This is a genomic window from Paraburkholderia sp. SIMBA_030, from assembly GCF_046535245.1.
Classification (GTDB): Bacteria; Pseudomonadota; Gammaproteobacteria; order Burkholderiales; family Burkholderiaceae; genus Paraburkholderia.
Genome location: NZ_JAWRXB010000006.1, coordinates 169,638 through 193,466, shown reverse-complemented (window position 1 = coordinate 193,466; position 23,829 = coordinate 169,638). Strand labels below are relative to the sequence as shown.

Annotated in this window: 19 protein-coding genes and 1 pseudogene; 6 read left to right on the top strand and 14 right to left on the bottom strand. The window is 61.8% G+C overall.

The genetic code is table 11. The features are described 5' to 3' along the window. Positions 1–207 precede the first annotated feature (207 nt). From SB772_RS12370 to SB772_RS12355, 4 genes are read right to left on the bottom strand one after another with little or no spacing between them, the layout of a single operon-like run. Entirely contained in the window at positions 208–2,205 is a 1,998-nt protein-coding gene (locus SB772_RS12370) for an acyl-CoA synthetase (RefSeq protein ID WP_410833535.1), read from the bottom strand. Then, positions 2,202–3,158, bottom strand: a complete 957-nt coding sequence (locus SB772_RS12365) for a fumarylacetoacetate hydrolase family protein (RefSeq protein WP_410833534.1) — start codon at positions 3,156–3,158, stop codon at positions 2,202–2,204. The genes SB772_RS12370 and SB772_RS12365 overlap by 4 nt, the downstream gene beginning before the upstream one ends. 34 nt (positions 3,159–3,192) lie before the next feature. Further along, a complete protein-coding gene (locus SB772_RS12360) occupies positions 3,193–4,263 on the bottom strand; it encodes a VOC family protein (protein WP_410833533.1) in 1,071 nt (356 codons plus the stop codon). A 13-nt stretch (positions 4,264–4,276) separates the two neighbouring features. Further along, positions 4,277–5,941, bottom strand: a complete 1,665-nt coding sequence (locus SB772_RS12355; RefSeq protein WP_410833710.1) for a bifunctional 3-(3-hydroxy-phenyl)propionate/3-hydroxycinnamic acid hydroxylase — start codon at positions 5,939–5,941, stop codon at positions 4,277–4,279. A gap of 157 nt (positions 5,942–6,098) precedes the next feature. Here SB772_RS12355 and SB772_RS12350 point away from each other — a divergent pair, with 157 nt between their 5' ends. Next, the gene (locus tag SB772_RS12350) at positions 6,099–6,854 is read left to right on the top strand and encodes a TetR/AcrR family transcriptional regulator (protein ID WP_410833532.1); all 756 of its coding nucleotides are present in this window, start codon (positions 6,099–6,101) and stop codon (positions 6,852–6,854) included. 48 nt (positions 6,855–6,902) lie between these two features. On the opposite strand, the gene SB772_RS12345 is transcribed toward SB772_RS12350, so the two are convergent. From SB772_RS12345 to SB772_RS12320, 6 genes are all read right to left on the bottom strand, one after another. Then, on the bottom strand, positions 6,903–7,625 hold the full coding sequence (locus SB772_RS12345; RefSeq protein WP_410833531.1) for a membrane integrity-associated transporter subunit PqiC: 723 nt from the start codon (positions 7,623–7,625) through the stop codon (positions 6,903–6,905). Beyond that, positions 7,622–9,217 carry an intermembrane transport protein PqiB gene (locus tag SB772_RS12340; RefSeq protein WP_410833530.1) on the bottom strand — a complete coding sequence of 532 codons (1,596 nt, stop codon included), beginning with the start codon at positions 9,215–9,217 and terminating at the stop codon, positions 7,622–7,624. Before SB772_RS12340 ends, SB772_RS12345 begins: the two co-directional genes overlap by 4 nt. Before the next feature lie 61 nt (positions 9,218–9,278). Beyond that, entirely contained in the window at positions 9,279–10,622 is a 1,344-nt protein-coding gene (locus tag SB772_RS12335; protein WP_410833529.1) for a paraquat-inducible protein A, read from the bottom strand. Positions 10,623–10,785: 163 nt separating this feature from the next. Further along, positions 10,786–12,249, bottom strand: a complete 1,464-nt coding sequence (locus tag SB772_RS12330; protein ID WP_410833528.1) for an efflux transporter outer membrane subunit — start codon at positions 12,247–12,249, stop codon at positions 10,786–10,788. Between the two features lie 2 nt (positions 12,250–12,251). Continuing rightward, positions 12,252–15,425, bottom strand: coding sequence for an efflux RND transporter permease subunit (locus tag SB772_RS12325; protein WP_410833527.1), 3,174 nt, complete (start codon positions 15,423–15,425; stop codon positions 12,252–12,254). Continuing rightward, positions 15,422–16,504 carry an efflux RND transporter periplasmic adaptor subunit gene (locus SB772_RS12320; protein ID WP_410833709.1) on the bottom strand — a complete coding sequence of 361 codons (1,083 nt, stop codon included), beginning with the start codon at positions 16,502–16,504 and terminating at the stop codon, positions 15,422–15,424. Before SB772_RS12320 ends, SB772_RS12325 begins: the two co-directional genes overlap by 4 nt. A 463-nt stretch (positions 16,505–16,967) precedes the next feature. Between SB772_RS12320 and SB772_RS12315 the strand changes: the two genes are divergently transcribed. Then, positions 16,968–17,720, top strand: coding sequence for a TetR/AcrR family transcriptional regulator (locus tag SB772_RS12315; RefSeq protein ID WP_410833708.1), 753 nt, complete (start codon positions 16,968–16,970; stop codon positions 17,718–17,720). A gap of 9 nt (positions 17,721–17,729) precedes the next feature. Here SB772_RS12315 and SB772_RS12310 read toward each other — a convergent pair whose 3' ends face one another. Further along, positions 17,730–17,915 (bottom strand): hypothetical protein, encoded by a 186-nt coding sequence (locus SB772_RS12310; protein ID WP_410833526.1) that lies wholly within the window; start codon positions 17,913–17,915, stop codon positions 17,730–17,732. Positions 17,916–17,952: 37 nt separating this feature from the next. Beyond that, complete coding sequence (locus tag SB772_RS12305; protein WP_410833525.1) at positions 17,953–19,008, bottom strand: AI-2E family transporter; 1,056 nt, start codon at positions 19,006–19,008, stop codon at positions 17,953–17,955. Between the two features lie 216 nt (positions 19,009–19,224). Here SB772_RS12305 and SB772_RS12300 point away from each other — a divergent pair, with 216 nt between their 5' ends. Then, positions 19,225–19,380: a hypothetical protein gene (locus tag SB772_RS12300; RefSeq protein ID WP_410833524.1), complete on the top strand. Its 156-nt coding sequence runs from the start codon at positions 19,225–19,227 to the stop codon at positions 19,378–19,380. A 253-nt stretch (positions 19,381–19,633) separates the two neighbouring features. On the opposite strand, the gene SB772_RS12295 is transcribed toward SB772_RS12300, so the two are convergent. Continuing rightward, positions 19,634–20,011, bottom strand: a complete 378-nt coding sequence (locus SB772_RS12295) for a hypothetical protein (protein WP_410833523.1) — start codon at positions 20,009–20,011, stop codon at positions 19,634–19,636. A 975-nt stretch (positions 20,012–20,986) separates the two neighbouring features. Here SB772_RS12295 and SB772_RS12290 point away from each other — a divergent pair. After that, entirely contained in the window at positions 20,987–21,301 is a 315-nt protein-coding gene (locus tag SB772_RS12290) for a DUF4148 domain-containing protein (protein ID WP_410833522.1), read from the top strand. A gap of 964 nt (positions 21,302–22,265) precedes the next feature. On the opposite strand, the pseudogene SB772_RS12285 reads toward SB772_RS12290, so the two are convergent. Continuing rightward, positions 22,266–22,424, bottom strand: a pseudogene (locus SB772_RS12285) (IS5/IS1182 family transposase); the annotation flags it as partial. A gap of 327 nt (positions 22,425–22,751) precedes the next feature. On the opposite strand from SB772_RS12285, the gene SB772_RS12280 reads away from it, so the two are divergent. Both SB772_RS12280 and SB772_RS12275 read left to right on the top strand, forming a co-directional pair. Next, a complete protein-coding gene (locus tag SB772_RS12280) occupies positions 22,752–23,042 on the top strand; it encodes a DUF4148 domain-containing protein (RefSeq protein WP_410833521.1) in 291 nt (96 codons plus the stop codon). A 140-nt stretch (positions 23,043–23,182) separates the two neighbouring features. Continuing rightward, positions 23,183–23,587, top strand: coding sequence for a hypothetical protein (locus SB772_RS12275; RefSeq protein ID WP_410833520.1), 405 nt, complete (start codon positions 23,183–23,185; stop codon positions 23,585–23,587). Positions 23,588–23,829 lie beyond the last annotated feature (242 nt).

The following is a 23,829-nucleotide window of genomic DNA, read 5'->3' as shown; positions in this document are numbered from 1 at the left end:
ACTGCTCAATTTATTGTTTTCCGCCTTTCGTATGGCTATGGATGCCGCATGCCTCCATCAGATCAGGTCTACTAAATTTAAAACACCGTCAGGCATTTGAAATGCGGCATCGGGGCGCGTACGGGTGATTAACCTTTAATCCGGGCGCATGACCGAACACGCCCCTTTGATGCCGTGGCTCGTGTTACGTTGGCCTGCCGCGCGCCTCTATCGCTGCCGGGCTGTCTCCGTCGGTTGCTCTGCCCGTGATGGCGTCGCGGCGGTGGAGATAGAAAATGCGAACGGAAAACGCCCGAGCGCGGAAGTCGCCAATGCTACGAGCGCCGGGTCGGGAAGTTCGACGTGAATGGAAACTCCGCGGGCGTTATCTTCAGTGATGCTGACGGCTGCACCCTCGACGCGCGCCTCCACGAGTGCCCACCTTAGCGCGTCTGCCGTTTCGCGCCGTTTCAGTTCCGGCTTGAAGATCTTGCCGACGCCCGTCAGCGGCATCGCATCCACGATCCGTATCCCCTTTGGAAACGCGGCGCGTTCGTTGATCTCGTGACGCAGAAACTCGGCCAATTCCGCTTCGGTTGCGGTTTTGCCTGGCTTTAACTGCACATAGGCGACCGGCAACTCACCCGCATGCATATCGGGGCGCCCTACAGCAGCGGCGATCTGGACCGCGGGATGGCGATGCAGTGGTTCTTCGATTGCCGCAGGGTCGATGTTATGTCCGCCGCGGATAATCAACTCCTTCTTCCGGCCGGTAAGCCAGAAGTAACCGTCGGCGTCGCAGCGTCCGAGATCGCCGGTATTGAGCCAGCGCCCGCCGTCACCAGGTTCCATCCAGATGCCACTGTTCTGCTCCGGCCGGGTATAGCCAACGAACACGTTCGGGCCGGAGATAACCAGCTGGCCGACCTCATCCGCAGCGCAATCCCGTACATACCGGCCGGCTTCATCGACCACCACGGCTTTCATTGCCTGACCGGGGAGACGAAGACCAATTGAACCGACCCTGCGCTCGCCAAGCGGAGGGTTCACGCTGCTAACGCAGGTACCTTCCGTGAGGCCGTAGCCTTCAAGGATTCTTATTCCTGTACGGTCCTGGAAAGTGCGAAGTAATTCCACCGGCATGGGGGCGGCGCCGCACAGGCCATACTCGAGCGAGCTGATATCGTGCTCGCCGACCGCAACGTCCAGCAGCGATCCGTAGAGTGTCGGGACACCGCTGAAGAAGTTGATGCGGTAATGCTCGACAATTTGCCAGAAGCGCTTTACAACGCCCTCGCCCCGATAACCTTGCGGTGTGCCGAGCACAATGTGGGCACCACGCGAGAACGCCAGCAGACCTGTCACCAGCACGGCGTTGACGTGGAAAAGCGGCAATCCGCAAAAAATCGTTTTCCCCGGACCAATGCTTTCGCCTAAGAATTGACCCGCGTTGCACGCATTGGCCACCTCGTTGCCGTGCCGGCGAATCGCGATCTTCGGCAGCCCCGTGGTGCCGCCCGTGCTGAAGAAGGACGATACATCATCGGTGCACGCTCGACGCGCGCTGCTGAGCGCTACCCCGGACTCCCGCGCGATTGCCGTGTTGAAATCGTGGATGCCGATATGCGAAGGAACGGCACTGTGAACGCCGCCGGGCCCATGCAATTTCGAACACTCGGCACGTTGAAGCATCCGGGCCGCAAATCGCTGCTCGCCTGGCATGCGGTCGGCCGGATTCACGAGCACCAGATCCTGCAGGCAAGGGAGCTTGTGCAGCACCGCTTGCACCTTCTGCCAAACGTCGGTGCCGGGGAATGGCGCCAGGGTGACGAGCACGCTCGCGCCTGAAGCGTTGAGCAGTTCGCCGAGGGCTTCGCTCTCAAGCAGCGGATTGATCGCGCAGACAATCCCGGCGGCTTCCCCGCCCCAGATCACGAAGTGCGTTTCAGGGAGGTTGGGCAGAACGTATGCGACAACCGAGTCGCGCTGTAAGCCCAGGCGTGCAAACATGTTCGCGGTTCGCGTGATATCACGCACGAGTTCGCTATACGTCCAGCACTCAGCGTCCCGGTGGTCGTCGGCGGTTGCAAAGAACGAAAGTGCGGGTGCCGACGGATTGATGGCCGCTCCCCGGCAGATCATCTCGTAGGTGCTCGACGGGAGATCCGCTGGCTGCCCTTGCGCTTCGATGGCAAGGACGTCGTCTATGGTTGCGATGCCTTTCATGCGACCTCGTCCACGACGACGTTACGTTGCACGCCGAGATTGATGGAGCGGTCGTAGCTGACGATATGCGCCTCCACGACGTCGCCCACCCGCAGGTACTGCGGCCTTTCCTCTTGCAGCTTCAAGAAAAGACGCCATTTTTCCGCTTCAGGCAGTTGCGCCGCGGCGCGCTGCTTTTCGGGTGACGGAATACTCAGTGCACAGCCGGCGGGCGTGCCCGTCGCGAGCAGATCCCCGGTGCGCAGGTCGTGTACGCGGGAAAGCTCCGTCAAGGTCTCTGCCGGACCGTAGACGAGACCCGAAGTGGAGTCGTTCTGGCGGACGGTTCCGTTTACCGTCAGCGTCAGCACGAGCTCCTTTAACTTCGAAATATCATGTTTCTCAAGGAGGCAAAGGTAAGGACCGACGGGGCCGAACGTACGATAGCTCTTGCCCTTGTAGAACTGCATCTGCGGAATCTGGATGTCACGCGCGGAATAATCGTTGACGATTACGGCACCGGCGATGTAGTCATGCAGGTTCTCATCGGTGACCGTTTCGCGGGACGTGACGTCGCGTTTGAGGACAAGACCGAGTTCGATCTCGTAGTCGAGGAACTGCACCTCGTTTGGCTTCACCACGGGCGAGTCGGCCGGAACGATGCAGCTCGTTGCCTTCGTGAAGATCATGTTGAATTTCTTCACATCCGGGTCCATGCCGGACTCGATCATATGCTGGCGGTAATTCGCCCCCTGGCAGATGAACTGCTGATTGGCGGTCACGGGCGACAGCCATTGCACCTCCGATTCGGATAGCGTAGGACCGCTCAGCTGGGACAACCGCTCAACCGGATTGGCCTCGATAAACCCGGCGGTCGACTCGAACTCGCCGGGAATCGGCGTGATAGCGCCATTAGCGACCACGCCCCACTGGGCGCGGCCGTGATGTCTGTAATGCAGAACGTGAAGTGCCATTGATAGATCTCCGGATTCTATGGAAGGGTTTGGTTCAAGCGAAAAGCTTTGCCAGCGTGCGCAGCTTGCTCAGCGTCAGGTCGGGGCTGCGGCGCAGATTCCTGAGCAGCGCGACGATGCTTGCAGGTGTGAATCTGGGCTTCGTGAAACTGCGCGGCATCGTCGGTCCCCATTGCGCCATTGCTTCGCGACTCACCGCGTGAACGCCCACCGGCGTATCGACCGTAAAGAGATCGCCGTCGCAATAGTGCTCGTGCTTGTCGCCCAACGGGTCCTGCCAGTAGTCGAAGATCTGGCTGCCCAGGATATGCCGGCCGATTCCCCACGCGTGCGTCCAACCCTTGTCGCGCAGGACGCGCTGGCCCATACCGACCGCGTCGGCGTCGACGACTTCGTACGCGCTATGGCTGTAGGTGGGCGCGAATCCTTGTGCAAGCGCCAGCGTATGGTGATCGGCCGGTTTGTCGCCGAGGTCGAGCCGCATGAACGCGACGATGGGCGAGCCATCGGGAAGCACCTGCACATCGCTTGGGATGAAGCCGAAATGCCGCGTATACCATGCGCAGGTTTCCTGATAGTCGGCGAGTTCGAGCACGACATGTCCGAGCCGGATAACTTCGGGCGCGCACTCGGGCGGCCGCTGCGTCCCGTTAATGCGGACGGCCGCATCCACGGAGTTGAACGGCAATGGCGGCCGATGGGATAGCGCCGAAGCCGGCGCCTGGCCCCATATTGCATCGACGCGAAAGCCGGAAGGGTCGGTCAACCGTACGATATAGCCGCCGCCGGGCAAGTGCGACCGTTCGGCCTCAGAGGCGCCAGGCACCTTCGCAAGCGCATCGAGATCGGCCCTTCTGTCGACCCGCAGCCCAAAACCGACGAACCGGGGTTTCGGCGCCTTTCGGACGACGTAGCAGAAATGCGAAGCAGCCGTTCCCCGCAGTAGGAGAAGCGCTTCGCTGCGCGATACGGTTCGGAGCCCGAAGTCATTAAGAAATTGCTCGGCTTTCTCGAGATCTGGCCGGTCGAATATCAGATAGGCCAACGCAGACGCTTTCGTCGTCGGATCAAGGTGGCGGGTCGGCTGTGCAGTAGTCAGTTTCATGGCGAGAAGAAAATCAGGCGGTTCGAATAGCGGTCTCGGCTTCCACTGCCGGCGCGCTCACGGGATTACCCAGCAAGGCAAGACTCTCGCGCACGATACGGTTCACGTCGGTAGCCGCACCGTCGTGGACGATCGTCTTGTCGGGCCGGACTACCGCAACCCACCCGACGGGCACCAGCCCCGGAAGAAATACGCCTTCGAGGTCTTCCCAGCTGTCGCGCGGGGCAAGATGCAGCCGTTGCCCCCGATGGGCAATCTGCACGACGCGCCCTCCGGCACGCGCAAACGCTGCGGCCGTCGCGTGCTCGAGCACAGCCGCCGCATCCACGCCAAACCCGATCAGCGTGAGGCCCTGCCCGAACACGTCGTCGGAGAGACGCATGGCGCTATCGGAACCCCTCACCCAGCCTTGCGCGACGACAGCACCGCGAACCAGCCTGGTCGACGAGCGGCCCTTGACGAACAGCCCGCTGCGAAATGCGTTCTTCGGCTTGATCTGCAGTTCCTCGAATTGCGCACGCAGGCGAGGCACCAGTCTCGTCAGGCGCATCAACCCATGAGTGAACAGCGCAACGGCGCCACTTCGCGGCATGACGAGCCGGCCCATGAATTTTGCGAGGTTGATCATCGCCTTCGCATGCGGGCGCCGCTCCTCGTCATAGGTGTCGAGAATCCTTGGGTCGGCATGTCCGTGCACCACCCATGCCAATTTCCAGCAAAGATTGGCGGCGTCCCGAAGACCTGCTACCAGCCCCTGCCCGACGAATGGCGGCGTGATGTGGGCCGCGTCGCCAGCGAGAAACACGCGCCCCTTGCTGAATGCGTCGACGGTGCGCGCATGGAAGCGATACACGGCCTTGCGCTCGATGATCATGTCTTCGACGTTGCCCCATGGAGAGAGCAACTCCCGGATGCGCGACTCGGATTCCATGTCCTCGCGGCGCTCGCCGGGCTGCAGCATGAATTCCCAGCGTTCGCGGCTGCCAGGCGCCACCATATGCGGGATCGGTCGACGGTGATCGCAGATGAACTCGATGTGATCGATCGGACGAGGTACGTGGCGGGCATCGACGATCAGCCAGTCTTCGGCGAACGTCTTGCCTTTGAATTCCTGCCCAATGAGCTGCCTCACCAGCGAATTCGCACCGTCCGCACCGACCAGGTAGCGAGCCTGAACCACATGAGTACACCCGTGCCCAAGGTTCAGCGTTACGCGTACGTGATCGTCCTCCTCCGTGAAGCCCTGGAGTTCGACTCCCAGCGCGATATGCGCGCAGTCATATGTCTTCAGTCGATCGCGCAGGCACCGCTCGAGATCCGGCTGGTAGAAGGTGACAAGCTTCGGATGGCCATCCAGGCTGCCCAGCGAATTCACCCTGCCGAACAGGCCCAGCATAGGCGACATCATGCGGACGTACGGTATGGCGACCGTCTCGAAATCGCGCTCGGCAATCCCGGCAAGCTGAAGGATGCGCAGCGCCTCGTTATCGAGCGCGATCGCACGCGGCGCCATGAATATTTCACGCGACTTGTCTACCACCATGACCTTGACGCCATGCCTTGCAAGCAGATTGGCAATCGTTGCACCCACCGGTCCGCAACCCACCAATAAAACATCCACCGCCGGCGGCAATGCCTCGATCGGCGCACGCTCCTCGCCATGCCGGCTGTGACGCACGGCACCATTGTTTCCTGCTGTCTCCACAGTCACTCCATCTGTTGTTTTGTTAGACCGGCAGCTCGTCCGCCGTTAATGACATTAAAGTCATCGCTGAGCATTTTGTCAATATAGACATTTGAATCTATACTCGGGTATGACCAAATCTGGACCGATCATGCCGAACACTCCAAATCGCCGGACCGCAAAGCGTCCTACCCATGCGGCCCCAGTCTCCCCGGTTGCCGTTCCTGAAGAACGCGAGCCGCGCGGTGCGCGCCGCAAGCGCGAAACGCGCGCCCGCCTGCTCGACGCTGCGCTCAGGCTGATGGCGGAAAAGGGTATGGAGGGTGTAGCGATCAACGAAATCACCGAGGCCGCCGACGTGGGCTTTGGCTCGTTCTACAACCATTTCGAATCGAAGGAGGCGATTTACGCGACGCTTGTCGATGACGTGTTCGAGGATTTCGCGGACACGCTGGATCGCCTTGCCGTTGGCCTTTCCGACCCGGCCGAGGTGATCGCCGTCTCGGTGCGCCATACCGTGATGCGTGCGCGGCGCGACCCCGTGTGGGGACGTTTCCTGATACGTGAAGGGTTTTCGGCGCGCGCGATGAGCCGCGGACTGGGCCAGCGGCTGTTACGCGATATCGGCACCGGTATTGCCGCGAAGCGCTTCGTGGTCGCCGACCCGTTCATCGGTTTTCTTTCGGTGGGCGGCACGGTCCTCTCTGCCATTGCTGCCGAGCTGAACTTCGTCGTTCCGGGCGCACCGGCGGCAGGGGCACTCAAGGAGCTGGGCTTTAGCGGAGAGCATTTCCCCGAGCGTACTGCAGCCATGCTGCTGCAGACACTCGGGCTCAAGCGCGCGGAGGCGGAGAAGATTGCAGCGCGTCCGCTGCCCGTCGTCGAGGAGGCCATCGAAGCGGATTGAGCCTGGATCGCAAACCGCGCATACCCAACAGACGACCCGGTGAATGGTTCATCGCGCCGGGCCGAGAACCGGCACATTCATTCCGGTATCAGATCCACCCGCCAGCGACGGGCACGACAACGTCGCCTTCCTCGTTGTGCCGGGCGTGCCGGCGAGCCGAATCGGGCGTACTGTCGACGCCGCTGAAAATTCCCGGACGCCCTCGGCAATTTGCGCCGCGATTCTTCTTATTGCTTGTCGATGGCCATCGACGACCGCGTTGTAGCCCGCCGACACGGGCTGACTGACTATGCTGTGGCAGGTCAACGTTTCCCGGTCATCCGACCTGCGCACGCTCCATACGGCATCAATCAGCGCGCGTGAGCCCGGCCACGATTCGAAACGCTGTACGTCGACGGAAACCTGATACACGGGCGGTGCGACCTCGTGTACGTCAAGCGCGCTTGCCTGCCGTGTCAGGGCAGCCAGCAGCGCATTGCGGATTTCATCGGGAAGCGGCGACGCCCATCGGTCGTCCTCCAATACCTTCACCTGGGCCGCATTCAGCTGTACCACGAGCTGGCTCCTCGCCACCGCAACGGGCACCTTGACCGGGCGCATGTCAATCAGAAAGGCGGGGCTCGCCGTACGGTTTCCAATTGTCGAATCGCTGTCTGTGCCAAGTGTATAGAAGCGCGCCGGCGGGGAAGCACACGCTGTCAGCACAGCCAGAGCGATGCCCGACACCATCCGCACCATCGCGCGCCACGAGCGGGATTGAATCAGTTTCACGGCATGTCTCCTTTCTTGCCGAACAGCAGCGCCTGCGGATGACGTTCAAGATAGTCCGCGAGCGCGTTGAGGGATTGCAGGGTGCGCGTCAGTTCCTGCATTGCATCCTGCACATCCGACTGCATGGGTGCGGCCTGCTGGAGCGTCGCTTCAGCAGTGCCGAAGGTTCGTTGCGCCGCTGCCAGCGTGTCGCGAGCCTGCGGAACGACCTCCGTGTCCAGGTGCCCGAACAGCTTGTTGGCGTTTTCCAGTGCGCCATTCAGGTTGGCTCCGATTTTGTCGAACGGCACCTGATTCAGTTTCCTGGCAATGTCCGCGATCTGCACCTGCAGTTCATCGAGCGTGTTGGGCACGGTCGGCAGTACGATCGGGTTTTTGTGGACATCGAAGGTTGCCCGAGGCGCTTTCGGGAACATGTCAAGCGCCACATAAAGCTGCCCGGTCAAGAGGTTTCCGGTTCGCAACTGGCCGCGCAGCCCTTCCATGACGAGGTGTTGCAGCATCTCGTGCCCGCCCGGCGTGTCCGGAGCGGGCAGCGCCTCGCTGGAGCGCCGGCTGAGTCGATCGGGATAAAGCGCCATGGACACCTTCATGCTGAAACTCTTTTCCTTTTCGTTGTACTCGATACCGATATCCGTCACTTGCCCCAGCGCGATCCCGCGAAGGTCGACAGGTGCGCCGACGGACAGTCCACGCAGCGACTGGTTGAACCTCATCACCACATTGAGCGGCATGCCGTCGGGCTCGCGCATCGCATCCGGCTCGTCCGGTGCGAGTCGAAACACGGCCTTGTCAGCGGCCGGTTGTCCGGCGTCCTGGCCTGGTGGCGACTGGAACGCCAGGCCTCCGACGAGCACCGTCGCCAGAGATTGCGTATTGAGCTTCAGTCCATTCGAGTCGAGACGAAGATCGACGCCGCTCGCATGCCACCACCGCGCATTGGTCCCGACGTACTGGTCGAACGGGGCCTTGACGAAAACATTGACGATTACACCGGCGCCGTGCGGATCGAGAGAGAAGCCAACCACCTGCCCCACCTGGATGCGATGGTAGAAAATGGGGGCGCCGATATCGATCGAGCCCAATGACTCCCCTCGCAACGTGTACTGATGCCCCGGCTGGCCGGAAGTGACGATGGGCGGATTTTCGAGGCCGACAAACGCGGTTTGCCTTTCTGTCGATCGCCCGATGTCAACGCCGATATACGCGCCGGAGAGCAACGTACCGAGGCCCGAGATGCCGTTAGCGCCCACCCGCGGGCGAACGACCCAGAAGCGCGCGCCGCGGGTGGCGAATTTTTCGGCGTCCCTGGCGAGCTGGACGTTCACGATGACATGCCGGAGATCCTTTGACAGCGTAATGGCCTGTATCGAGCCGATTTCGACATCCTTGTATTTGACCTTCGTCTTGCCCGCCTCCATGCCCTCTGCGTTATCGAATATGACGGTCACCGTCGGTCCTTTTTCGGTAACGGATTTGACCACCAGCGCTATGCCAATCAGCGCGGAGATCAGCGGGACTAACCAGATCAGGGAGGGAAGCCAACGTTTTCGCGGCTTGATTTCAGGGCCGGGGGGATTGAGAAAATGCATCGTTCGGGGACTATTCCACAGGTTTCAGTTTATTGGAGGCGTTGGAGCCGCGAAGCTGCTTTCATTCGTGTCGTGAAGGACTCGCCGTCCGGGACTTAACGTTGTCCCAGATCAGCCGCGGATCAAACTGATGCGACGCGAGCATGGTCAGGATCACCACCGCTCCGAAAGCGAGCGCGCCCGGACCCGCTGTGATGACGGCAAACGAGCCAAAGTGCACCAGCGCGACCGTCAGTGCTACAACGAAGACATCGAGCATCGACCAGCGGCCAATGCGTTCGACGAGCCGGTGCAGCCTTGCGCGTTCAAGCGGCTGCCAGGCAGACTCCCGGCAAGCGGCCACGGTCTGCAGCGTGAGAATGGCGAGCTTGAGCATCGGCACCACGACACTGGCAACGAAGACGACGACAGCCAGCGGCCAGTCTCCCGATGTCCAGAAGTACGCGACACCACCAAGAATCGTGTCGTCCTCGGAGCGGCCCAGTGACGAGGCGTGCATGATCGGCAAGAGATTCGCCGGAACGTAGAGAAGCGCGGCGGCAAGAAGCAGACTCAAGGTGCGCGTCAAGCTATCCGGACGCCGCTCGTGCAGCACGGATTCGCATCGCGAGCAGCGTGGGTGTGGCTGACGCCCGATATGCGTCTGGATAAGGCCACAGGTATGACAGGCAATAAGGCCGGCATGTTTTGCCGTGGTGTGAACCACTGAGCGGTTTTTCCACGCATCGGACGCCCGGCCCAGACCGGCGCGCCTATGACTTACCCTCGCCCAACGAACGCCGGCCGGTCCGCGAAGCTTCATTTCGTCGCGAATTTCCCAGAGCCTGCCCGGGTCGAACGCGGCGACAATGCCGAGCATCAAGGTCAGCGCACCAAAGGCGAAGAGTCCTGTGCCGGGAATCACCTGGGCGATGCTCACCATTTTTACGATCGTGATGAGCACGCCCAGCATGAACACCTCGACCATGCCCCATGGCCGAACCAGTTGCACGACGCGAAGCATCCTGTTGAAGTGAGGCGGAAGCTTGCCGATGCGAAGCGGAACCAGCACATAGAGAAAGGCGAGCAGTTCAATCAGCGGGAACAGGATGGCCGAGCAGAACACCATCATTGCGACGAGGCGCATATGATCTGTCCACAACGACCGCACGGCGCCGAACAGCGTGGCCTCGGACGCCATTCCGTTAGCCTTGAGTGCTATGACGGGGAAAGCCTGCGCTATAAAAAAGGTAATCAACGCTGCAACGGCCACCGCGCAAATCCAGTCGAGCGGCAGGCCGGCGCCGTGTATTCCTTTCAGGCTCGCGCCACAGCGCGAACAACACGCAACCTGTCCTGTCACACCCGGCGGCTTGCGAAACAGCAAGTCGCATTCGTGGCAGGCAATCAGTTTCTGATATTCCATACGGGGAACCGACGAAGATGAAGTTCCGGTGTCATTCGACGTAGATGAAATGACGGCTCGGTTTTTCGGATACCGAACTAACACCGTCTGACTTTTCGCACAGCCGGTCAGGGAGAGCGACCCGATTCACCGGGCCGCTCAACCGGCACTCATCGACGCACGATCATTCCTTTAGCGTTGCTTGCGGCTGACCGGCAGGCAGTTCGCCCATCGCCTGGAACAGCGCGGCGGTATCGCTCATGCGCTGGCTTGCTGCGCGGACGGCGTTGATCTGTGCACTGAGAAACCGCTGCTCGCTGGCATGCTCTGCCGTTGAAGGCAGGGAGCCCATGCGGCGGCGCGACGCCGTATCGTCGAATGCCGCTTGCGCCGCCTGTGCCGCTGTTTCGGTAGATGCCAGCGTCTGCGCGTCGTTATCCAGTCCGGCCAGCGAATTCGCGACATCCTGGAACGCCGACAGCACCGTCGACTTGTAGTGCAGAACCGCCGCATCGTAGGCATCGATCGAGGCTCTGCGCTGCGCGAACAACGCGCCGCCATGGAAGATCGGCTGCGACAGGCTCGCACCGATCGCCCAGAGCCCGCCCGCGCCCGAGAGCACCGCGGGCCAGCTGAAGCCGCCGCGGCCCATCGAGCCCGTCAGCGACAGGCTCGGAAACATCTGCGCGGTCGCGGCCCCAACGTCGGCAGCGGCGGCCTTCACGGCGGCGTCGGCCGCCTGAATGTCCGGACGCGAACGCAAAAGATCCGACGGCACGGCGACCGGCACATGATCGGGCAACGACAGGCTGTCGAGTGCGGGAACGCCCGGGGCGTTATCCGGCGTGCGGCCCATCAACACCGCTAGCGCGTGGATCGCGCAGGCGCGCTGCTGACGCAAACCCGGCAGCGTCGCCGCTACGGAAGCAGCGTCCTGCGTCGACGCGAACGCCTGCGCGCGCGACACTGAGCCGAGCGCGTACCGCTGCTGGTCCTCGCCGGCAGCCTCATTGGCCACGGCGACGAGCCGTTCGGTGAGCGCGATCTGCCGGTCGAGCGCCGCCACATTGATCGCCGTGCCGACGATGTTGGCGGCGAGCGCGCGCCGGGCCGCTTCCAGTTCATACGCCTGCACGTTCACGCGAGCGGCGCTCGCCGAGTTCGTGTAACGCGTCTGGCCGAAGAGGTCGAACGTGTAGTGCGCCTGAAGCTGTCCGGCGAAAAAGTTGTATTGCACCTCCTGAGGGCCGATCCCCGGCGCGACCGGCGAACGCGCGCGTTCGACCTGGGCGGCACCGTCGATTGAAGGCAGCGTGGAGGCGCCGACCTGCGCGCGCAGTTCCTCTTGCGCGGCCGCAAGGGTTCGCTGCGCACCTGCAAGCGTCGGGCTGTTGCGCAAGCCTTCGTCGACGAGCGCATCGAGCGCGTCGGACCGGTAAAGCCGCCACCATTGCGGCACCGACGTGGCGCCGATATCGAACTGCTGCGCGACACCGCCCGCGGCAACAGTCTTCGAGGGTTGCGCCTGTGCGCCGTAATGCTCGGGCGAAGGCATCGCCGGCGGTTCGCCGCCGGGGCCGAACGAGCAGGCCGTCAGTGCGAGTGCCGTAGCCACGGCGAGAACGGATGTCTTATAGGCAAGGTTCATGATCAAATCTCCGTACGCTCGACGACGACCTGTTGCATCCCGCGCTCGTCGCGCCGGACCCTGAAGCACGTCGCATAGAGCGCCGGCAGGAAGAAAATGGTCAGGACCGTGGCGATTGTGATACCCCCCATCAGCGCGGTTGCCATGGGCCCGAAGAACGCCGAGCGCAAGAGCGGAATCAGCGCGAGCACGGCGGCGGCGGCCGTCAGCATGATCGGCCTGAAGCGCCTCACCGTTGCACCGATGATCGCGTCGAAGCGCGCGTGCCCCGCCGCGATATCCTGGTCGATCTGGTCGACCAGAATCACGGAGTTACGCATGATGATGCCGAACATGGCAATCACGCCGAGCAACGCGACGAAACCAAACGGCTTGCCGAACAGGAGCAGCGCGGCGACGACGCCGATCAGCCCGAGCGGCGCTGTCAGCACGACGATAAAAGTCCGCGAGAAGCTCTTCAGCTGGATCATCAGCAGCGTCAACACGGCGATGATCATCAGCGGCATCTCGGCGTTGATCGAGGTCTGGCCTTTCACGCTTTCTTCGACCGCGCCACCCACCGCGATACGATAGCCGACCGGCAACCGGGCTTGTTCCCCGGCAAGCGCGTGCTCGATATCGCGGGTGACGTCGATGCCCTGCGCGTCGCCCCGAAGGTCGGCCTGCACCGTGATCGTCGGCTGCCGGTCGCGCTGCCAGATCACGCCGTATTCGAGCGTGTTCCGAACGTGTCCGAGAGAGCCGAGCGGTACCGGGCCGTTCGGCGTTGGAATCGCGAGGCTCGTGAGCTTCGCCGGATCGACACGCTCGCTCTTCGGCGCACGCAGATCGACGTTGATCAGCTTGTCGCGCTCACGGAACTGTGTAACCGTGTATCCGGAGAGCGTCATGGCCAGGAAGTTCGATACGTCCTGCGACGAGACGCCAAGCTGGCGCGCCCTGTTCTGATCGATCTCGAACGAGATCGACCGTTCCGCCGGCTCGTCCCAGTCGAACTGGACGTCGCGCGTGCGGGAATCGGCACGGACCTTGTCGGCGACCTTTTCGGCAATCGAGCGCACGGTCGCTATATCGCTGCCGCTCACCCGGAACTTGATCGGGAAACCCACGGGCGGACCATTCTCGAGCCGCGCCACACGCGTGCGCACGCCGGAGAACTCTTTCCCGAGTTTGGCATCGAGCCAGTGCATCAACTCGTCACGGTTTTCGACGCTTTTGGCCGTGATCACGAACTGCGCGAAGTTAGGCTGCTGAAGCTGCTGATCGAGCGGCAGATAAAAGCGCGGTGCGCCAGTGCCCACAAAGTCGACAAAGTGCTCGATCTCGGGCTTGCCGTCGAGCGCCTTTTCCAGGCGCTTCGCTTCACGCAGCGTCGCCTGGAACGAGGCGCCTTCCGGCAGTCGCAGGTCCACGAGCAGCTCAGGCCGTTCCGAGTTCGGGAAGAATTGTTGCGGCACGCGCGTGAAGGCCGCCATCGCGAACGCGAAGAGCACGGCGGTGACGCCGAGCACGGCCCAGCGACGCTCGATACACCACGTGACCCAACCCGAAAGACGCTGGTAGAAACCGGTGTTGTAAACATCGTGCTCGTGGTGATGTCCGCCACCTTCCTGGCCCTTGCGCTCGGGCAGCATGTGGTAGCCCAGCAACGGGACCAGCACGACAGCAGCGAACCACGAAACGATCAGCGAAATAGCCGACACTTCGAAGATCGAGCGCGTATATTCGCCTGTGCTCGACTTCGCGAGCGCGATCGGCAGGAAACCCGATACCGTCACGAGGGTGCCGGTTAACATCGGAAATGCCGTGCTTGAATACGCGAACGCCGCCGCGCGCATGCGGCTCCAGCCCTGCTCGAGCTTCACGGCCATCATTTCGACCGCAATGATCGCGTCGTCGACGAGCAAGCCCAGCGCGAGCACGAGCGTGCCGAGCGAGACCTTGTCCAGGCCGATATTGAACACATGCATGCACAGCGCCGTCATGGCGAGCACGATCGGAATCGTGATCACGACGATCATGCCGGTGCGCAGACCGAGCGAAACGAGGCTGACGACGAGCACGATCGCTACCGCTTCGCCGACCGACCTGACGAACTCGTCCACCGAGTGCTTCACCGCGTGAGGCATGCTCGACACGGGAGCCAGCTTGAGCCCGGCCGGCAGCGTCGCCTGCAGTTCGGCGGCTTTCGCGTCGAGCGCCTTGCCGAGGCTGACCACGTCGCCGCCCTTTTGCATCGTCAGGCCGATGCCGAGCACTGCCTGCCCCCCGACGCGCATCTGGGTGACGGGCGGATCGTCATAGCCGCGCGTGATCTTCGCGATGTCACCGAGCCGGAACGAACGTTTGTTCACGGTGATGAGCGTGTCGGCGAGCGCCTGCACGTCCTTGAACGCGCCGCTCGGTCGCACGAACACACGATCGTCCGCCGTCGTAATGGTGCCGACCGGCGCCACGGTATTCTGTGCGTCGATGGCCTGGGCGAGCTGCTGCGGCGTGATGGAAAGCCGCGTCAGCGCCGCATTCGATATCTCGACGAAGATGTGCTGGTCCGGGTCGCCAAAGTAGTCGACCTTGGCGACACCGGGCACGCGCAGCAGGACCGTGCGCAACTGATCCGCGTAGTCGTGCAGTTGCGCAGGTGTAAAGCCGTCGCCTTCAAGCGCATAGATGTTCGTGTAGACGTCGCCGAACTCGTCGTTGAAGAACGGTCCAACCGTCCCCTTGGGCAGCGTCGCCGCGATGTCGCCCACTTTCTTGCGCACCTGGTACCAGGTCTCCGGGACCTCCTTGACCGGGGCCGAGTCCTTCATGGCGAAGAAGATCATCGACTCGCCGGGCCGCGAGTAGCTCTTGACGTTATCGACATACGGCGCCGCCTGCAACTGACGGCCGATCCGGTCCGTGATCTGTTCCTGTACCTCGCGGGCGGTCGCGCCCGGCCAGTAAGTCTTGACCACCATGGTACGGAACGTGAACGGCGGGTCCTCAGACTGAGCGAGCTGCGTATAACCGATCACGCCGAACAGGGTTGCAAGCCCGATCAGGAAAATCACGAGCTGCTGATGGCGCAACGCCCATGCGGACAGATTGAAGCCGTCTTCGCCATGTGCCTCGGCGCCGGACGGGGTGACGGGTGCGCTGTCGCGCGCGGTTTCACGATCTCGGGCGTTCATGACGAAAAATCCTCGGGATGCAACGGAGCCACCACTTGCACATGCTGGTTCGCGGTCACTGCGTGCACGCCTTGCATGACGATGCGGTCGCCGTCGTGCAGGCCGCCAGTGACGGAAACCGTGCGCTCGTCGTAGCGCGCGATGCTGACAGGGCGCAGCTCGAGCGTGTCGCTGCCGGCGCGCACTACCCACACGGCAGGGTCCTCGCCTTTGTGAAAGAGCGCCGTCACCGGCAGCGCGAACGGACGCGCCGCGGTCGCGTCGCCGACGGCGTCGAACGCAACATTGGCCGTCATGCCGAGGCGAACTTCCGGGCTCGGCGCGGCCAGCGTCAGCTTCACGCGCCAGGTGCGGCTTTGCGGGTCGGCGGCGGGCGATACCTCGCGCACACGCGCCTCGAAGGTCTTTCCGGGCAGCGCGGACAAGCTCACGCTCGCCTTACCGCCGACGGTCAATGTGCCAAGCGTCCGCTCGGGCGCGTCACAGACGATATCCACGTCCCCCGTCCAGTCGAGGTGATAGACGGCTTGAGCTGCCTGAACGTTCTGGCCGGTGTCGGCGTCCTCCGACGTGATGACGCCGTCGTGATCTGCCGCGAGCGTGGCGTAGCGCAGGTGATCGGTGGCGAGCGCCATTTGGGCAAGCGCCGAATCGCGCTGCGCGAGTGCCGTGGCGTACGCGTCCTGGGTCTGCTCCATCTGCGCGGGTGCAATCAGGTTTGCCTGCGCCTGAGCGTGATCGCGATCGAGCTGCTGCCTGGCGTACACGAGACGATGTTCGGCGGCGTCGAGTTGCGCGCGCGCATTGACGAGGTTATTGCGCAGATCGGTAGGGTCGAGCAGCGCAACGGTTTGTCCCGCCTTGACGGTATCGCCGAGACGAACCATCCGCTCGATGACCTTGCCGCCCACCCTGAACGAAAGGGGCGTGGAGTACCGCGCCTCTACCTGGGCCGGCAACGAGGCACTCGCTGCGCGCCCATCGGGATGGATCGCGAGAGCGACAACAGGTTTGGGTTCCGGCGGAGCCGCTTCGCGCTGGTGGCAGGCCGAGAGCAGGATCGCACCGCAAGCCGCGATGAGAAGCCGTCCTCGAAGGGATGGCCGGGCGACGGACGACTGGAAGGGATGCGCAGGCGTCTGCGCCTTAAGACCGGAGTGTTTCACGATGTTCACAAGGCAGGTGATGAACCAGGTAAAAAGTTGCCCGATGCTGTGGAAACCCGGCGTGCCGTGAAGCACGGTTCGCCATCAGCGCGGACGCACAAAAACAAGCTTTCTTGATACGTTGGCGATGCTGCTTATCGCCGGATTAACAATGGGCGGGCTTCAGTCCGGTCATGGCGCGCGACACAACTCCCTTACCCGTCAGCCGCTTGCATGCACCGGTGCCCGTCGGTTCCCGGCACCTCGCTGCATGCCGGCGGCATGCGACATCTTGCATTACGCATCCGCACAGGTGACATTAAAACCATTACTGATTAACTTGTCAACCATGACGTTTGAATCTAGAATCGATCCGTACAATAATTGGGGAGCCGCCATGCCAGACGCACCGAACCCGCGCGCGAGTCGCCGAGGCGCCCTCAAGGCGCCTGTCGCGCCCCGGGAAACTATCAATCGACGCCATACGCGCGGTGCCCGACGCAAGCGGGAGACGCGCGCCCGTCTGCTCGATGCTGCGTTTGCACTAGTGGCGGAAAAGGGCATGGACGGCGTAACCATTAACGACATCACGGAGGCAGCCGACGTCGGGTTCGGCTCGTTTTACAACCACTTCGAATCGAAGGAAGGGCTCTTCGCCGCGCTCGTCGAATGGCTGTTCGAGGAATTCGCGAATACGCTCGATGGCCTCGCCAGCGACTTGTCCGATCCGGCGGAAGTGATCGCTGTCTCCGTGCGTCATACGCTGATGCGCGCCTACCGGGAGCCGGTGTGGGGGCAACTCCTGATACGCGAAGGGTTTTCAGCGCGCGCGCTGAGCAGGGGTCTCGGTCAGCGACTGCTGCGAGATAGCGAGAGAGGGATTTCAGAGAGACGCTTTGTTGTCGCAGACCCGCTCATGTGCCTCATCTCCGCTATCGGCACCATCCTCGCGGGAATTGCTGCTGAACTGCACTTCGCTGCCTCATCGAAGCGGACGGTCCGCGCGCGAAAGGTGCTTCGTTCCAGCGAAGCAAGGTTTGCCGAGCGCACGGCGGCAATTGTGTTGCAGGCGTTCGGTCTCAAACGCGTGGAGGCCGAGAGAATCGCACAACGTCCGCTGCCCGCAGGCTCCGACGTCAAGACCGGTTGAGAAGGGCCATTAGTCCGTTAGCAGGGAGCAGGCGGACATCGCGCATAGCGTGCCGGCACGCAGCGTCAACGGCTCACGCGTTGCACGCGTAAACGTATGACGCACGGCGACAGCGATGACTTCTGCCGCGCCGGGCGAAGTCAGCGCCGCCGACGTGGCGCGTTTGGTGATGTCGGGTTCACGGGTATGCGGCATAAAGGTTCCAATATCTGTCCGCACCACAGGGATACAGTCAGTTTCTGTAAAGCGCACTCGCCAGATAACGGCGGCGCAATTCCCGCAGTGCCGAGGCGAAGATGGCGCTGATCGGCAGCGCAAGGAGCACGCCGAAGAACCCGAACAGTCGGCCAAAAGCCAGCAACGCGAAAATTACCGCGAGCGGATGCAGGCCGATGCGCTCGCCGACGAGTCTCGGTGTAAGAACAACGCTTTCGACGATCTGGCCAATACCGTACACAACGATCACCGCACCGAACCCATACCAGTTACCGAACTGGAGTAGCGCCGCGAGGAGCGCAAATGCGAGCCCGGTCGCAAAGCCAATGTACGGGATGAACACGGCGAGTGCCGTGAGGAGACCGACAGGCAGCGCGATTTCGAACCCCGCGATCATCAGTGCAGTCGGGTAGAACGCGGCTAGCACTGCCATCACGAGCAGTTGCCCGCGCAGGTACTGCGACATCATGTGATCGATCTCCGTCGCCAATTCCCGCGTCTTGCCGAGCCAGCGCCGTGGCACGAAGCTCTCCATGCGCTCGAACGCCTCGTGCCTATCGTAGAGAAGATAGAAGAGAACAAGCGGCACCAGCACCGTATTGCCCACGACGCTGATCATCATGTCACCGCTCGTGCGCAGGTACTGCCACGCAGCAAGAACAGCCCCCTGTTCGCTCGCTTTGAGATGCGCAGCCAGCGCGTCACGGATACCGGTCAAATCGAGCGAATAACTAAGGCCCATGAAAGCCAGCCGAGGGCTCAGCCATGCATCGAGCTTCGCTACCATGAAGGGAATCTGTCTCGTGAGTTCAGGCCCTTCCTTCTGGATCACGGCGAACACCAGCAGCGCTAGCAGCGCGACGACCGACGCAAAGAAGGAGATCATCACCAGCGCCGCCAGTCCACGCGGCATGTGATGGCGTACCAGCCACTCCACCCCCGGCTGCAAAACGTACGCGATGAGCGCGCCAAGCAGAAACGGCGTGAGAACGGGACGTAGGTTCCACAGCAAGATGCCGGCCGCTAGCGCTATGGCACCCCAGAACAGAGATTGGCGATGGTAGACAGTCATAAGCACGTCTTTTTGGAAAACTGATCGAGCGACTCGTGTTGCATCGGGGAAAAGATCCCGGGTATGTGTCGGCCTCGGTCATTGGATTGGCCATCGGATGGACCGGTGACTTCAATCAACCATGGAGGAGCAATCCGATATGCTGGAGCAGCAGGCGCCACCACTGGAGGTAGGGGCATCACTGGAACGACGATCGCTATGACACGAGGCGTAGGTGTGACCGTCGTCGAGCAACCGCTGACCATCGCCGCGATAGAGAAAACGCACAGGCAGGTCAAGACAAAGAGCGCGCGTCGCTTCATTCTCGCCACCGATCCGGCGAATCATTTCGTTTGCAGTGGAAAATCATCCGTCAACCTTTACGGTAGTTGATGCAGCGCTGCTCCTGCTTGCCCTCTGCTTTATTGCAGCGGCCGCCGACAGCAGATTCGGGCAGCTCCAGTAAAACTGGGCGCAGGCAGCACGATCACCGGCGCAGGCATCGCCGGACGCGCGATAACAGTACGACGCCGGGCGCCACGATTGATGATATTATCATCATAATTGCGCTATTAGTCAATCATGACAAGAAACGGTCTCCGTCGCTCTCGGGAGGTGGGCGGGATGAACACCGCGCCGCCCCTCGCTAGATGGACGACCGCAGGACTACGCCATCTCCGATGCGGAGCCGCTGCCCGCCGGGCGAAACCAGTGAAATACGCTGCTTAACGTAATTTCCGTCACGCTGCAAACATGCCGAATAGCTGATGACCGTCATCCAGTCGTACACCTTCCCCCCGCTTGTCAGCGCCATCATTCGTTCAACGGTCTTACGGGGCGCTCGAGCCGTCTCCTGAAGTACGCCGTAATAGCGGCACGTTCCGTCGGTCGACCGTAGCACCACAAATCCGCCGTTTTCATTCATTCCCGCGGCACTCTCAACGGTTGCATCGATTGACGAATCACTAGACGCATGCGAGCTGGTCACGAGCGAAACCAGCAGTGCGGCAAACCACTTCTTCATTGTGTGATCTCCACTTTAAATCAGGCATTGTTTTACGACTCGGTTGGACGCGTTTGTACAGGGCCACTGGAGGGGCTCTGTGCGTCCAAACGCTCCTGTGCGTCACCAGGCGCTCAAGCTGGAGCAGTGCGTCGCCGAGCGCGTCGATGGCACCGTTAGAGGTGGAAGCTGTAGCAGCACTGCGCAGCGCGTGCTGCACGATCTCGTGGACCACTTCTGTTTTCGATTGCCCGATCTGGGACGTGAGTTGCTGTGCCATAAATACTCCTGTGTGAATGACGCAGCCTGCATCCCACTGTCGGATAGGCAGGCGCACGGTAACGTTGACAGACCGGTCACACAAGCACCCGGCGAGCGCGAAGATTCCGTCACCTTGGCCTGCCCGCGGAAAGAGGTACTCGGGACAGCAACAAAAAGCGGAACTTGTGGCCGTTGCACTTGCGTGAACCCGTCTGTTAGCCGGGCACCTGCTGTCTCAGGTGCGGGATGCAGTATACGCACACCACGCAGCCATTCGACCCTCACAACTATTAGTTGCAGTATCGTCAATAGACGGTCTGCCTTATTCCCGAATTTCACACAACTAACGCGACTGCCCCAGATTCGTCGGCTCAGCGTTGAGTTCATCCACCTCGACGACGTCAGGACGACCAGGTTATCTGGACCTACTCGCAACGCATCCGTTGACGCTCTCACAGATTGATCGTCACCATTGCCGAACGGCACAGAAGAAAGCAGGTATGCATCGCTCTGCACCTTTCCGCCGGCATATCCAAAAAGTGAGGACGGTTTCACACGATTGGCCCACGACGTTGCAGCAACGGGAACTGTTCGTTGCCGCCCAGGCGCTTGCGAGCAGATAGTAAGTGGATAAACTGGCCCTCAATGAACTGGCGCCCGGGCTTCCGCGCCGCCAGGCCGTTGTTCACAAACCCCGCGTCCGTTGTATCCGACGCTCGATATGGAGGTTTCATCATGGCTAAGGCTAAGGCATTCATCCCCGCTCCCGTTGTCGCGTCGGTGCTCTGCATCCCCGCGGTCGCGTTCGCTTACAGCAGCGGTCCGCTAACGCTTGAGCAAGTGCGTGCGGAACAGGTTCAACTGCAACGGACGGGCTATTACGACCGCTCGAGCGCCGATACGCAATTCTCGATGAACTTCCAGGCCGCGCTAGCGCGCGTGGCGGCTCAACGGCAAGCGTTTGAAAGCTACGGCGGCGCGACCAGTTCGTCGACTGCGGGTTCGCCAGCTCACGTGGCTTCGGATAACCCGGTTCGCTTCGATAGCTGACTGGCACGCAGCGCCATGGCGCCGCAATCACGGAGTCGCATTTGAGGTCACGGGGTGCTCACTCGCGATGCGAGCCGACGACACTTAATTGATTATAAAATCATATACGATTATTATATCGTTTTTGTTCGCCAGCCCACCGAAGCCGGTAGACAAAGCGTCATGAAGTGACTCGCTCCCCGGCGAGCGACCCAGAGGTGAATTACCAGCGATGAGACCGCAAAGGCTTTTCCTTCTTGCAACCCTGGCGGTCTCCGGACTGGCTGCTTACACGGCATCGGCCCATACGAGCGTCGGTATCGTCGTTCCAATACCGCCGCCTCCGCCACCTCCGTTCTTCGGGGCGCCCCCGCCCGGCCCCGCTCAGGCCATGCCGACCCCTCCGGCCATGTCAGGCCCGGCGGCGTCCACGCAGCCGGGCCCGCCAATGGCGGCTGACGCATCACGCTCCCCGACCCTCCCCGCGCCGCCTCAATCCGTCGTGGCCGCGGCGCCGCATACCGCAGCGCCGACGCCGAAGCCCAAGACGCGCCGGCACACCCCGTCGCATGCGGCATCGAGCCCTGCAGCGTCCGCAGTCGTGCAACAGGCCGTTGCGCCGAAAGCGGCGTCGGACATCGCGGCAGCAGAACCTGCGAAGCAAAACGCCGCATCGCAGCCTGCAGTTGCCTTGCCTGGAGTCGGGCTGATCGCATACGCAGCGCTGGGCGCGCTGCTCCTGGTCGCTTTTTTAGCATGCGGTGTGCTGTGGGCCGCCAATCGTCGCCTTCGCCTGAACGTGGCGACGGCCAGATCGGATTGTCGCCATCTGGAGCGAGAAAGTCAGTCTCAATGACCCGATTTAACGTCTGTGTCGGCCGACACGCGTCGTTTAACATCGCAGACCGAACTTTTAACTTGCTGCCGTCGATGGCCACCGTGTCGCCAGATAGCAGCTTCAGTCCATGACACGATTCGACGATGCGGCCGGCACGGTACCGTTGAATCCCACTTCAACAAGGTCCAGTTCGTCGACGAAGACATTCATGACCCTGACCGGACTGTCCTGTCCGATGTAGTCATCGGCGCATTCGGGAAGTCGTGCGACCTGCTTACGGTCATCGCGTTCAGCGAACCGCTTCATGAGCCGCCCGGTCTCAGTGCGTTGATTCAGTTTAGGCGATCAATGCGTTTTCACACATCTCGATCCGCTCACCTCGGAGCTATACCGACGAGGTGCGTGAGGTGCGTGTCACGCTACACAGAGGCATTAGATATAGGAGGACAGCTTCCCGCGGCGGCCCTGCACGTTGCAGCAACGGGAATTATTCGTTGCCGCCAAGGCGCTTGTACGCGGATAGCAAGTGGATAAACTGGCGCTCAACGACGTGGCATACAGGCTCCCCGCCAAGCCGTTGTTTCACTAACCCAGCGTTCGTTGTACCAGGCGCTCGATATTGAAGGTCTCATCATGGCTAAGGCATTTATTCCTGTTGTCGTTATCGCGTCGGACCTCGCCATCCCGACGTTCACGTTCGCTCAAGGCAACGATCCATTGACGCGTGAGCAAACGCGCGCGGAACTGGCCCAACTGCAGCAGGCGGACTACGACCGCACAACCGGCGCGACTCAATATCGGGCGAATCTCCTGGCTACCCTAAAGAGCGCGGCGGCTCAGCAGCAGGCGTTCGCAAACTACGGCGGCGTGAACGGTTCGTTCGCCGCTCACGCTTCGGATAAGTCGATCTACTTCGGCAACTGATTGGCCAGCAGCAGCGGCCGGTCGCTCGCAAGTCGTCCGGCTTGCAACATGCTGGCGGCGTCGGCGCGGCTTGTCGATTCCCCGATATGGCCCGTTACTCCCAAACCCCGCAGACCAACCACCAACCCAAGAGAAATCATATGACACGCATTTATCTAGCAATGCTCGCGCTTTTTGTGACTACACCCGTGTTTGCGCAAAGCGAACTGCTGAAGCAACTCGCTTCGCAGCAGCCCCCATCCCAGCAACTCTCATCGCAGCAGCAGCTCGCATTGCAGCAGCTCTCATCCCAGCAATCCTCATCGCAGCAGCCCTCATTGCAGCAGTTCGCATCCCAGCAGTCCTCCTCGCAACTGCCCTCCTCGCAGCAGTTCGCATCGCAGCAATCCGCCTCGCAACAGTCCTCCGCGCAGCAACTCGCATCGCAGCAATCCTCCTCGCAGCAGCCCTCCTCGCAGCAATCCTCCTCGCAGCAGCCCTCCTCGCAGCAACGGCCGCAGTTTCCTCCGCAGCTTCCGTCCCTTCCGTTGCAGCCCCCGCAATAAACGCCGACATGACTGCGCGCGACCGAGCAGTCATGCTGCTGGATGCGCAGCTTCTGGTGTGCCAATTTCTGGCATGATGCAGCTCTCTCAGGTTCTGGCACGCCCTCGTAACGGCCAGAATCCTTCGCCGACCCTAACCCGGTCGGCTTTTTTTTCGCCCGGATCAGGTCGCAGGAACGTGTCCGTCCGTCGCGCCGATCAAGCGACGCACGGCGCAAATGCGAACGATGTGGATGCGCGCG